Genomic DNA, 12527 nt, shown 5'->3' with positions numbered 1-12527 from the left:
CGGGCCGCTCGGCGGGCGGCGGGCGGCCGGGCGGTGCGGCCCCGGGCGGGGCCGGGCCGTCCGGCGGGGTGGTGCGTACGGCGCCCCGTGCTCCGGGCTGCGGGGCCTGGACATGGGAGCGGCGGGGCGCCGTACGGGTCCGGGGACCGGGGCGGCGGCCCGAGGAGGGTGGGCCGCCGTCCCGGCGTGAGGGGGCGGTGCGCCGTCCGCGCCCCGGCCCGACGGGCGGTCGGGGGCGGGCAGCCGCCGGGGGCCGCTACTCGATTCCGGCGTCCGCGCAGGGCTTCTTGAACTCGCCCTTGCAGATCTCGCTCACCTTGTACAGCTCGTCCTTGACGACCGTGTCCTTGATGTTGTCCTCGGTCACCACGAAGGCCTCGATCAGGGCGGCCGGGATGCCCTTGGTCGAGGGGCTGTCGATCTTGCTGGTGGCGAGGTCGTCGATGGACTTGCCCTGGAGCAGCCGGACGGCGATCTCGGCGGTGGGCTCGGCCTCCGGCTTGTACGGCTTGTAGATGGTGAAGCTCTGGGTGCCCTTCAGGATGCGCTGGACACCCGCGAGTTCGGCGTCCTGGCCACCCACCGGGATGTCCTTGACCTTGGCGGAATCCAGGGCGGCGATGATGCCGCCGGCCATGCTGTCGTTGGCGGAGTAGACCGCGTCGAAGCCGTCCTTGCCGAGCGCGGTGATGGCGGTGCCCATCTTCTGGCCCGCGATCTGGGCGCTCCACTCACCGGTCTGCTCGTAGACGACCTCCTCGACCTGCTTGTCCAGGACGGAGTGGGCGCCCTTCTTGAACAGCGCGGCGTTGGGGTCCGACTCCTTGCCGTTGATCATCACGACCCGGGCGTCGGCGGCCTTGTCGCCCAGGGCCTGGACGATGCCCTCGCCCTGGAGCTTGCCGATCTTCTCGTTGTCGAACGAGACGTAGGCGGCGACGTTGCCCTCGGCGAGGCGGTCGTACGCGACGACCCGCACGCCCTTCTTCTCGGCGGCGTCGACCCAGGACTTGGTGGCCCCGGAGTCGACGGCGTCCAGGATGATCACCTTGACACCGGACGAGACCAGGTCGTCGAACTGCTGCTTCTGCGTCGAGACGTTCTCGGCGGCGTTCTTGTAGTTGATCTCGCAGTCGTCGCAGAGTTCCTTGACCTTCGCCTTGATCAGCGGGTAGTCGAAGGACTCGTAGCGGGTGGTGCGGCTCTCGGGCAGGAGCAGGCCGATGGTCTTCTTGTCGGCCTGCTCCTCCTTTCCGCTGCCCGCCTCGCCGCAAGCGGCGAGGGACAGTGCCATGGTGAGAGCGGTAGCAGCGGTCGCGGCTCTGCGCAGCTGGGTGTTCATCGGTCCAACCTCCCTGACATGGCCGCGCCGATGCGACCGAGGTGGCTGGCAGTCAACTCGGCCCACACAGCAGCGTCAAGGAGTAAATCCTTAACGAGATGACAACGGTGCCATGCGTTCTCTAAATGAAGGCAGGAGCGGGCTGTGCGGTGGCCCCGTCCAGAAGGGTCGAATCACCCATCTCACGCAGCGCCAGGGCGAGCGCGCCCAGCACCTCGGCCCGTCCCCCCAGCGAGCCCGGGACCAGCTCCACCTGGCGGGCGGCGCTCGGGATGGCGTAGCGGCCCACCGAGGTACGGATCGGGCCCAGCACGAGTTCGCCGGCCTCGGCCAGGTCGCCGCCGAGGACCACCCGGCTCGGGTTGAGCAGGTTGCACAGGCTCGCCACCCCGCTGCCGACGTGCCGGCCGACGTCGGCGACGACCCGGCGGCAGCCCGGGTCGCCCTCCTTGGCCAGCCCGACGACCTTCTCCATGGTCAGCCCGGCGCCGTGGGTCGGCTCCAGCAGCGGCAGCACGTACCGGGCGGCGGTGAAGGTCTCCAGGCAGCCGCGGTTGCCGCAGCGGCAGACCGGGCCGGACTCGTCGAGGGTGATGTGGCCGATCTCGCCTGCCGTGCCGCCGGGGCCGCGGTAGATCTGCCCGTCGATGACGAGGCCGGCGCCCACTCCCCCGGCCACCTTGATGTACGCCAGGTCGCGCACACCGCGTCCGCTCCCCCAGACCAGCTCGCCGAGGGCGCCGAGGTTGGCGTCGTTGTCCACGGCGACGGGCACGCCGAGCCGCTCGCCGAGGGCGAGGGCGGGCTGGGTGCCGGACCAGCCGGGCAGTATCGAGGTGGAGCCGAGCATGCCGGAGGCGACGTCGATGGGGCCCGGCACGCCGAGGCCGACCCCGGCGACCTTGGCGCGGTCCACGCCGGTGGCGTCGAGGAGGCGGCCGACCAGCAGTTCGGCGCGGTCGAAGCCCTGCTCGGCGGAGGCGTCGACGTCGAGCGGCTCGGCCTCCTCGGCGAGGATCTGGTGGGCGAGGTTGCCGACGGCGACCCTGAGGTGGGTGTGGCCGAAGTCGACGCCGATGACGATGCCGGCGTCCCCGCTCAGCGAGACGCTGCGGGCACGGCGGCCACCGGCCGAAGTGGGGGTCACTTCGACGGTGCCGCCCTCTTTCAACTCCCGGACGATGTTGGAGACGGTGGCGGCGGAGAGGCCGGTGGTCCGGGCGATCTCCGCCTGCGTGAGCGACCCGGAGAGCCGCACGGCCCGCACCACCCGCTCCAGATTGGCCCTGTGCAGCGACGACTGCGACCCCGGTGTCTCCATCGGCCCATCCACTCCTGCCCGGTCCCGGGCGGCCCCGCGGCCGCCCGCCGGTCGACCAGCCCCGGCGGAGCGGTCCGCACTGTGTACAAGTCCTGAAACTCAAGCACAGCTTGCGACGCGGAATCCGTCAAGGGCTCGACACGGACGGGGAAGCGCCCGCCACAGCCGCGCTCCCGGCCGCCCCCGGCACGGGTACGGGCCCGCCCCGGGAGTTCCGGAGACGGGCCCGTGGGCCGCCTGGGGCCCGCCGTGCCGCTACTTCAGCGCGCCGGCGGTGAGCCCGGCGACCACCTGCCGCTGGAAGATGATGTACGCGCCGAGCACCGGCAGCATCGCCATCACCAGCCCGGCGAAGAGGCCGGACCAGTCGCCCTTGTACCCCTGGCTGACGGCGAGCTGGACCAGGCCCTGGGAGAGCACCTTGCGGTCCGGGTCGGTGTTGAGCACCGTCGGCAGCAGGTACTGGTTCCACTGGCCGAGGAAGTTGAAGATGCCCACGCTGACCAGTCCGGGCTTGGCCATCGGCAGCATGACCTGGAAGAACGTCCGGCTGTGCGAGGCCCCGTCGATGAGCGCGGCCTCCGCCACCGAGGTCGGCAGGGTGCGGAAGAAGGCGGTCAGGAAGAACACCGTGAACGGCAGTGAGTAGGCGATGTAGACCAGGATCAGGCCGTGCGTGGTGTTGAGCAGACCCAGGTTGTTCATCACGAAGAAGAGCGGGACCAGCGCCAGGATCACCGGGAAGCTGAGGCCGCCGATGAACAGGAAGTAGACGAACCGGTTGCCGGGGAAGTCGAACCGCGCCAGCACGTAGGCGGCCATCGACCCCAGCAGCAGGGTGCCGATCAGGGAGCCGGCCACCACGATCACGGTGGTGAGGAAGTACTCGCTCATGTGCGCCTGGGTCCAGGCGCGCGACCAGTTCTCGAAGTGCAGTCTGTCCGGCAGCGACCACGGCGAGTCGAAGATCGACTTGTCGTCCTTGAAGGAGGTCATGACCGCCCACAGCAGCGGCATCGCCACCAGGAACGCCCAGATCACCAGCACGCCGTGGGAGAAGACGTTGAGGGTGCCGCCGGTCCTGGAGGGCCCGCCGGAGGCCGGGGGCGGGGTGCCGGGCGCCGGGCGCCGGGCGGGCAGACCGGGGCCGCCCGGCCCGTCGGCCTTGCGCACGAGGTCGGGATCGGTGGTCTTCATCTCAGAACTCCAGCCGTTCACGCCGGCCGACCCGCGACACCAGGGCCGCGAAGGCCAGGGTGACGATCAGCAGGGCGACGCCGATGGTGGTCGCGTAGGCCGCCTGGCCGCCCACGAACGCCTTCTGGTAGACGAGCAGCGGCAGGACGGTGGTCGAATCGGCCGGTCCGCCGGGGCCCACGGTCATGATGTGGACGATGGCGAAGGACTCCGCGCCGAGGGCGAGGATGCCCATGTAGATCCAGCCGGACTGCACGGTGTCCCAGAGCAGCGGCAGGGTGATGCGGAAGAAGGTGGTGAAGCGCCCGGCCCCGTCGAGCAGGGCGGCCTCGTAGTAGTCCTTGGGGATGGAGGCCATCCCGGCGGAGAAGAGGACCACGAAGAAGCCGGTGGTGGACCAGACGATGACCGCCATGACGCACCAGAGCGCGAATCTCGGATCGCCGAGCCAGTTGCTCTGGAGGCCGTCGAGCCCCAGGATGCCGAGCGCCGAGTTGAGGGCGCCGCTGTTGGGGTTGTAGGCGAAGCGGAAGAGCAGGGCGACGATGGCGATCGACAGCACCTGCGGGAAGAAGTAGACGATCTTGTAGAAGGACGAGCCGCGGACGCCGGCGATGGCCGCGCCCTTCCGGCGCCGCCCGCCGACGTTGATCATGAAGGCGAAGAAGAGCGCGAGCCCGAGCGTCACCAAGGGCAGCAGCAGCACGAAGGTGACGCTGTGCTGGAGCGCCTTCCAGAAGGTGCCGTCGCCGAACATCCGCGCGTAGTTGTCGAACCCGACCAGTGAGAACTCCGGGCTGAGCCCGGTCCAGTCCGTGAACGAGTAGAAGATGGACTGGACGAACGGCCAGATCACGAAGAGTGCGTAGATCGCCAGAGGGACGATCAGAAAGCCCGCGATGAAGCGGTATTTACCGTGCTGCATTGGTGTCGACCCCGAATCCCCGGCGGGTGCCGCCGCGCTGCCGCGGTCGCGGACCCGCACCCGGCGGGCCCGCGACCGCCTGTCTCACTTGTGCCGGTAGTGCTTGATGGACTCGTCCTTGGCCGCCGCGTCGGCGAACTCCTGACACTTCTTCATCGCCTCGGCGGGGGTCATGCGGCCCGCCATCATCTCGCCGATCGCGCCGGCGCCGATCTTCTGCTTCTGCAGCTCGACGTACCAGTCCTGCAGGCGCGGGTTGAGGATGTTCTCGCCGGCCTTCTCCAGGGCGGCGACGGCCGACTTGAGGGCGGAGGTCAGCTTCAGGCCGTCGGTGCCGCCGTCGAGGGCGGTCAGCGACTTCACCTTGCCGGTGAAGTTCTTCGAGGAGCTCTCGCTGAGCATGATGCGCAGCTGCTCCATGCCGCCGTCGGGGTTCTTCGCCTTCTTCGGGACGATGAACGGCTCGCCGCCCGAGGCCCACAGGGCGCCGAACGGCAGCTTGTCGGAGCTGTCCAGGCTGGAGGGGGCGGCGACCGTCATCTGGAAGTCGTCCGGCGTGGTGCCCGCCGTCTCGTTCTCCACCCAGGAGCCGTTGGGCAGGAACAGGGCCTTGCCCTGGGTCCACGCGGTCTGCGACTCGACGTGGTCGATGCCGGGGGTGCCCTTGAGGACGTACCCCTTCTTGTACAGCTCGTAGTACGCCTCGAAGCCGGCCTTGACCGCCGGGTGCTTCCAGGCGTTGGGCTCCAGGTTGTCGATGGCGTCCAGGACCTCGCGGCCGCCGATCTTCCCGATGAAAGGGTAGAGCGAGAAGGGGATGTAGTACGGGTACTTGCCCGCGTACGTCCAGCCGGCGATGCCCTTCTTCTTCGCCTTGGCGCAGAGCGCCAGCATGGCGTCCCAGTCCTCGGGGTACTCCGCGTCGAGCTTGTCGAGCGCGGTCTGCGAGTACCAGACTCCGTAGACCGTGTAGGCGTAGTTGAGGATGTAGCAGGCGTCGCCGTCGTACTGGCCCATCTCGATGATGCCGGGCCGCAGGATGTCGCGGACCTTCTTCGACGGGTCGTCGATCGAGGGGGCGTCGAGCAGCGGGGTGAGGTCGGTCAGCTGGTCCTTGCCGACCAGGACGCCCATGTCCATCTGTTCGGCACCGGAGTTGTCGATGAGGTCCGGCGGGGTGCCGCCGTTGAACCGCGGCTGGAGCTCCGACTGGATCTTCTGGGTGGAGCCGAACTTGACCTTGGCCTTCGGGTACGTCTTCTCGTACGCCTTGACCGCGTCCTCGGCGTACTCGACGCCGAAACCGCCGTCGAACAGGACGAAGTCGAGGGGGGCCGAGGCGTTGACGCCGAGCGGGTTGCCCTCGCTCTTCTCGCCCTTCTCGACCTTGTTGTCGGCCGAGTCGCCGCTGGCGCAGGCCGACAGGAAGCTCATCGTGGGGACGGAGATCAGCCCGATGGCCGCCGACCGCTTGATGAGGGAGCGCCGGTCGATTCCTGAGGTGGAACCCATGCTCAAGTCCTCGCTTTCTCCAGGACTCAGGCGGTGAACCGGAACCTCCCCGGCACCGCTGGTGATGTGAAGCTGGGGTCGTGCTGGATGTGCGACGGTGCTGGGTTCACGGGACGCCAGGGGGAGTTGGGGGAGACGCTGTGCTCCCCGGGTCCCCCGGGGCTCCCCCTGACCCGTCCTGTCCGGGGCCGAAACTCCGGCGGACGCCGACAGGTATAGTCCACTCCTCGCGCGGGCTGCAAGATCGAACACAGTATTGACCGGCACTCTTTCCCGAGTTGAGACCTCCGGCCGGTCATCGGCTCAACGCGCCCCAGGCGTAACGGAATCGGCGATTCTGGACGGCGCGCCGACCGGGCGGCACGTGGCGGCAGCGGTCCGCCCCGGGACGCGAAGAGGGCCGCACCCCCGCCGGAGCGGGGGTGCGGCCCTCTGCCGCCGCGGGACGCGCCCCGGACGGGGCGCGGCGCCGCTACTTGCGGATCAGGTTGCGCAGCACGTACTGCATGATGCCGCCGTTGCGGTAGTAGTCGGCCTCGCCGGGGGTGTCGATGCGGACGACCGCGTCGAACTCCACACCGGTGTCGGTGGTGACCTTGACCGTGGCCGGGGTGGTGCCGTTGTTCAGCTCGCTGACACCGCTGAAGGAGAAGGTCTCCTCACCGGTCAGGCCGAGGGTCTCGGCGGAGTGGCCCTCGGGGTACTGGAGCGGGAGGACTCCCATGCCGATGAGGTTGGAGCGGTGGATGCGCTCGTAGGACTCGGCGATGACGGCCTTGACGCCGAGGAGCGCGGTGCCCTTGGCGGCCCAGTCACGGGACGAGCCGGAGCCGTACTCCTTGCCCGCCAGGACGACCAGCGGGATGCCCTGGTCGATGTAGTTGCGCGAGGCGTCGTAGATGAACGCCACCGGCGCGTCGCCGGCCTTCTCGGCCTGGGTGAAGTCGCGGGTGAAGCCGCCCTCGGTGCCCGGCGCGATCTGGTTGCGCAGGCGGATGTTGGCGAAGGTGCCGCGGATCATGACCTCGTGGTTACCCCGGCGCGAGCCGTAGGAGTTGAAGTCGCGGCGCTCGACGCCGTGCTCCGTGAGGTACTTGCCGGCCGGGGTGTCGGCCTTGATGGCACCGGCCGGGGAGATGTGGTCGGTGGTGACCGAGTCGCCGAGCTTGGCGAGGACGCGGGCGCCGGAGATGTCCTCGACCGGGGCCGGGTCCATCTGCATGCCCTCGAAGTACGGGGGCTTGCGCACGTAGGTGGACTCGGTGTCCCACTCGAAGGTGTTGCCGGTCGGGATCGGCAGCGCCTGCCACTGGGCGTCGCCCGCGAAGACGTCCTGGTAGGACTTGTTGAACATGTCCTCGCCGATGGCGTTGGCGACGACGTCGTTGACCTCGGCCTCGGTCGGCCAGATGTCGGAGAGGTGGACGGCGTTGCCGTCCTGGTCCACGCCGAGCGCGTCCTTGGTGATGTCCACCTTCATGGAGCCCGCGAGGGCGTACGCGACGACCAGCGGCGGGGAGGCCAGGTAGTTCATCTTGACGTCGGGGTTGATCCGGCCCTCGAAGTTGCGGTTGCCGGAGAGCACCGAGGTGACGGCCAGGTCGTTGTCGTTGACGGCCTTGGAGACCTCGTCCGGCAGCGGGCCGGAGTTGCCGATGCAGGTGGTGCAGCCGTAGCCGACGAGGTTGAAGCCGACCTTGTCGAGGTACGGCGTCAGGCCCGCCTTGTCGAAGTAGTCGGTGACGACCTTCGAGCCCGGGGCGAGGGTGGTCTTGACCCACGGCTTGCGGGTCAGGCCCTTCTCCACGGCCTTCTTGGCGACGAGGGCGGCGGCGACCATCACGTACGGGTTGGACGTGTTGGTGCAGGAGGTGATGGCGGCGACGGTGACGGCGCCGTGGTCCAGCTCGTAGGTCGAGCCGTCGGGGGCGGTCACCTGGACCGGGTTGGACGGGCCGCCGTCGGCGGGCACGGCCGGGGAGTCGGAGGCCGGGAAGGACTCCTTGCCCGCCTCCATGTCGTCCGGGACGTAGTTGCGCACGTCCTGGCCGAACTGGGTGGCGGCCTCGGCGAGGACGATGCGGTCCTGCGGGCGCTTGGGGCCGGCGATGGAGGGGACGACCGTGGAGAGGTCGAGCTCCAGCTTCTCGGAGAAGTCCGGCTCGGCGGCCGGGTCCAGCCACATGCCCTGCTCCTTGGCGTACGCCTCGACCAGGGCGACCTGCTGCTCGTCGCGGCCGGTCAGACGCAGGTACTTCAGCGTCTCGCCGTCCACGGGGAAGATCGCGGCCGTCGAGCCGAACTCCGGCGACATGTTGCCGATGGTGGCGCGGTTGGCGAGCGAGGTGGCGGCGACGCCCTCGCCGTAGAACTCGACGAACTTGCCGACGACGCCGTGCTTGCGCAGCATCTCGGTGATCGTGAGGACCAGGTCGGTGGCGGTCGTGCCGGCGTTGAGCTCACCGGTCAGCTTGAAGCCGACGACGCGCGGGATGAGCATGGAGACCGGCTGGCCGAGCATGGCGGCCTCGGCCTCGATGCCGCCGACGCCCCAGCCCAGCACACCGAGGCCGTTGACCATGGTGGTGTGCGAGTCGGTGCCGACCAGCGTGTCGGGGTACGCCTGGCCGCCCCGGACCATGACGGTGCGGGCCAGGTGCTCGATGTTGACCTGGTGGACGATGCCGGTGCCCGGGGGGACCACCTTGAACTCGTCGAACGCGGTCTGGCCCCAGCGCAGGAACTGGTAGCGCTCGCGGTTGCGGCCGTACTCCAGCTCGACGTTCTGCGCGAACGCCTGGTCGGTGCCGAACTTGTCGGCGATGACCGAGTGGTCGATGACCAGCTCGGCGGGGGCCAGCGGGTTGATCTTCGCCGGGTCGCCGCCGAGTTCCTTGACGGCCTCACGCATGGTGGCGAGGTCGACCACACACGGCACACCGGTGAAGTCCTGCATGATCACGCGGGCGGGGGTGAACTGGATCTCCTGGCTGGGCTGGGCCTGCGAGTCCCAGCCGCCGACCGCCCGGATGTGGTCGGCGGTGATGTTCGCGCCGTCCTCCGTGCGGAGCAGGTTCTCCAGCAGCACCTTCAGGCTGTAAGGGAGGCGCGCGGAGCCCTCGACCTTGTCCAGCCGGAAGATCTCGTACGACTCGTCGCCCACGCGCAGCGTGCTGCGGGCGTCGAAGCTGTTCGCCGACACGACAGTCTCCTTCATCAATGTGCGCGTTCTACCGCGATTCTGCCGCCCCGCACTCGCACCAGTCAGCTGAGGTAGGGCTAACTTAGGTAAGCCTTACCGACGGCGGTCACGGTCACGCCCTGGGTAGATATCTCGATGTCGAGATAACTCTAGTACATGACCGCGCACGTGGCATGCCTCGGGGTTGGCGATACGGCACGCCGGGGCGCTGCGCGCCGCCGCCGCAGGGTGCGGGGAGAACTGCGGGCACCGGGGCGCCCCAGCACCCAGCTCCCCGGTCCATGAAACGACGGAGGCCCCCGCGCCGCACCCGCTCGGGCACCGCCTCACCGCGCACAGCCCACCCGGTCCGGACCGGACGGATCGCCACCGCGGGCCCGTCGTCACCCACGGCGCGGCGGATACGTCCGCACCTCCCTCGCGCCCGGCGGACACGTCCGGCGCTCACCCCGCCCCCCGGGGACGGCTCCGGCCAGCAGGTGCAGGGCGGCAGCCGCCAGCAGCGCGACCGGGAGCGCGGCATCGGCCAGCTGGCCCGCGAGGGCGGCCCCGGCGGCGAAGCCGGTCGACTTCAGGCTCGCGCCGGTGGTGAAGAGCTGGGCCCGCAGCCGCGCGGGAGCCTCCCGGTGGCGCACCGCGAACAGGGCGGAGAGCTGCGGGCCTTCCCCGACGCCCGCGAACAGGGCGGCCACGACGACGAGGGCAGGGTGGCAGGTCGCCGCCAGCGGCAGGGTCGCGCCCTGGAGGAGCGCGGTCCACCGCAGGAGCACCTCCGGGCGGCACGGAAGGGGATACCTGGCGAGCGCGGCGTTGGCGGCCAGGGCGGCGAGTGAGACGACGGCCAGCAGGGCGACTCCTCGGGCGGCGCCGCCGAGCGCCCGCTCCCCCAGCGGCGCGGCGCAGGCCGCCAGCATCCCCTGAGCCGTACAGGAGAGCACCGAAGTCACGGTGGCCCCCCGCAGCGCCGGGTTCCGGACCGTCAGGCGCAGCCCTGCCCGGAGCGCGGCCGTGGGCGCGCTCCGGGCAGGCGGCGAGGGGAGCACGCGGGCCCGCCCGACAGGCCCGGGGAGGCGCCAGGCGAGGGGGGCGGCGAGCAGGAGCAGGGCGGCGGCGAGCGCGACGGGGACGGAGGGCAGCGTGAAGGCGGCGAGGAGCGCGACGAGAGCGGGGCCGGCCAGACTCGCGAAGTGGAAGGTGGCCGCGTCGCGAGCGGTCGCCGCCGGCAGGCCGGACGGTGCCACGTACGGGAGTTGGGCGCTCCAGCCGCCGGCCGGCGCGGACGCGAGGAGCCCGGCGGCGGCCACGCAGGCGAGGGTGACCACCGTCGGCGCCCGGCCCGCGCTCGCGGCGGCCAGGGCGAGGCAGGCGGCGTAGAGGACCAGCGCGGCCGCGAGCAGGCGGCCCGGGTACGACGCGCGGTCCAGCAGGACGCCGAGGAGCGGGCCGCCCAGGACAGCCGGGAGGGTGAGCGCGGACAGCAGCAGGGCGGCGGTGGCGAGCGAGCCGGTCAACGCGAACCCGGCGAGGAGCAGCGCGGGGCCCGCCATCTCGTCGCCGGTGCGGGCCACAGCGCCCCCGGTCAGGAACCAGCCCGTCGTGTAACGCTTTGTCATCCACGGGACGTTACCGAGGTAACGGAAAACCACGCAAGTGGCGTTACACTCCCCCGATGGCAGACCTCTCCGGAACTCCCGACGACTGGTCCACTCGGCACTCGGTGCGGGCGGTGGCGGCACGCACCGTGGCCTTCGTCAACGCACTGGCCCCCGAGCGCCCCGACCCGTCCGCCCTCGCCGAGCTGCTGCTCCGCCACGGGGAGCGCGGCCCGCTCACCCTCACCGAGGCCGACGTCGCCGGGATGCGGGCTGCGGCACTCCGGGTCCGCGAGGTCCTCGCCGCCCCGGACACGGACACCGCCGCCCACGCCCTCAATCACCTGCTGGCCTCGGGCGCCGGCCCCCTGCGCCTCACCTCCCACGCCGGGACCACGCCCTGGCACCCGCACCTCGACAGCGACGACGACGCGGCGTGGGGCGAGTGGCTGCTGGCCTCCTCCTGCATGGCGCTGGCGGTGCTGATCTGGGACCGCCAGCTGCCGCCGGGCGCCGTCTGCGCCTCGTCGAGTTGCCAGGACGTGTTCCTCACCCAGGGCGCGGGCCCCGCCCGCCGGTACTGCTCGCGGCGGTGCGCCACGCGGGAGCGGGTGGCCGCACACCGGCGGGCGCACGGCTGACCGCTTCGTACGTCGGGGCGGCGGGGAATTTTCCGGCCGGATGGAGCGCTTGGCCAGGGAATGCACTCAACTAGCTTGACTACGAAGGGAGTTCACCGGTGGTCGAGGCCGAGACGGAAGAGGTGGCGGGGTTCGACGCGGGCGGGGAGTTCGACCGGCAGGTGGCGAGGCTGCTGGAGGCGGGGTACCCGGCTCTGGCAGGGGTGCCGGAGGAGGAGTTCGCGGAGCGGGTGACACCGCTGCGGAAGGTGGTGGCGGACCGGGCCGCGACGCTCCGCGCGCCGGAGCCGGAGAACGGACGGGTTCCGTTCCTGCTCGTCATCTCCCGGGAGCTGGTGCCCGTCGAGGCGGCGGTGGCGCGGACCTCGCTCGCCGGGAAGAGCAGGCCGGGCCTGGTCGACCGGAACTACGGACCGGGCGCGTTGGAGCGGTTCACCACGCTGGAGGAACTGCGCCTGCCCGGCCGGCCTGTCGCCCACCTGCTGTTCGGCGTGGAGCGCGGCGAGGAGTTCTGCGGGACCGTGCCCGCCGAGGCCATGGCGGAGATCGCCGGACGCGGACGGACCACGCTGACGGTGGAGGAGGGCATCGCGCTGGTCACGCAGTACCCGGCGGCGCTCGCCACGAACAAATGCTTCTCCCTCGGCGCCACCCGCTGCGGCGACCGCCGGGTCCCGGCCCTCTGGATCAGTCAGGGCGCGCCGAAGCTCGGCTGGTGCTGGGAGGGCAATCCGCACACCTGGCTCGGCATGGCCTCGGCCGACGGCGGGCAGGGGGCGCGCGTCGGCCTGTAGG

9 protein-coding genes are annotated in these 12527 nt (G+C 70.9%); 2 read left to right on the top strand and 7 right to left on the bottom strand.

Annotated elements, in window-relative coordinates:
* Nucleotides 1–256: 256 nt before the first annotated feature.
* The 7 genes from ACSLIC_RS22200 to ACSLIC_RS22170 all read right to left on the bottom strand — a co-directional run bounded on the left by ACSLIC_RS22200 (nt 257) and on the right by ACSLIC_RS22170 (nt 11112).
* On the bottom strand, nt 257–1342 hold the full coding sequence (locus ACSLIC_RS22200) for a substrate-binding domain-containing protein (protein ID WP_436739463.1): 1086 nt from the start codon (nt 1340–1342) through the stop codon (nt 257–259).
* 121 nt (nt 1343–1463) lie between these two features.
* Complete coding sequence (locus tag ACSLIC_RS22195; RefSeq protein ID WP_436739462.1) at nt 1464–2663, bottom strand: ROK family transcriptional regulator; 1200 nt, start codon at nt 2661–2663, stop codon at nt 1464–1466.
* A 255-nt stretch (nt 2664–2918) separates the two neighbouring features.
* Nucleotides 2919–3860, bottom strand: a complete 942-nt coding sequence (locus ACSLIC_RS22190; RefSeq protein WP_436739461.1) for a carbohydrate ABC transporter permease — start codon at nt 3858–3860, stop codon at nt 2919–2921.
* A 1-nt stretch (nt 3861) separates the two neighbouring features.
* Entirely contained in the window at nt 3862–4785 is a 924-nt protein-coding gene (locus tag ACSLIC_RS22185) for a carbohydrate ABC transporter permease (protein ID WP_436739460.1), read from the bottom strand.
* A gap of 84 nt (nt 4786–4869) precedes the next feature.
* The gene (gene ngcE / locus ACSLIC_RS22180; protein WP_436739459.1) at nt 4870–6297 is read right to left on the bottom strand and encodes an N-acetylglucosamine/diacetylchitobiose ABC transporter substrate-binding protein; all 1428 of its coding nucleotides are present in this window, start codon (nt 6295–6297) and stop codon (nt 4870–4872) included.
* A 472-nt stretch (nt 6298–6769) separates the two neighbouring features.
* Entirely contained in the window at nt 6770–9499 is a 2730-nt protein-coding gene (gene acnA / locus ACSLIC_RS22175) for an aconitate hydratase AcnA (RefSeq protein ID WP_436739458.1), read from the bottom strand.
* 383 nt (nt 9500–9882) lie between these two features.
* A complete protein-coding gene (locus tag ACSLIC_RS22170; RefSeq protein ID WP_436739457.1) occupies nt 9883–11112 on the bottom strand; it encodes an MFS transporter in 1230 nt (409 codons plus the stop codon).
* A gap of 56 nt (nt 11113–11168) precedes the next feature.
* On the opposite strand from ACSLIC_RS22170, the gene ACSLIC_RS22165 reads away from it, so the two are divergent.
* Complete coding sequence (locus ACSLIC_RS22165; protein ID WP_436739456.1) at nt 11169–11732, top strand: CGNR zinc finger domain-containing protein; 564 nt, start codon at nt 11169–11171, stop codon at nt 11730–11732.
* A gap of 98 nt (nt 11733–11830) precedes the next feature.
* Nucleotides 11831–12526 (top strand): DUF5701 family protein, encoded by a 696-nt coding sequence (locus ACSLIC_RS22160; protein ID WP_436739455.1) that lies wholly within the window; start codon nt 11831–11833, stop codon nt 12524–12526.
* Nucleotide 12527 lies beyond the last annotated feature (1 nt).

The sequence above is a fragment of the Streptomyces sp. BBFR102 genome (assembly GCF_051397025.1).
GTDB lineage: Bacteria > Actinomycetota > Actinomycetes > Streptomycetales > Streptomycetaceae > Streptomyces.
This window is presented reverse-complemented; position numbering and strand designations above follow the sequence as displayed.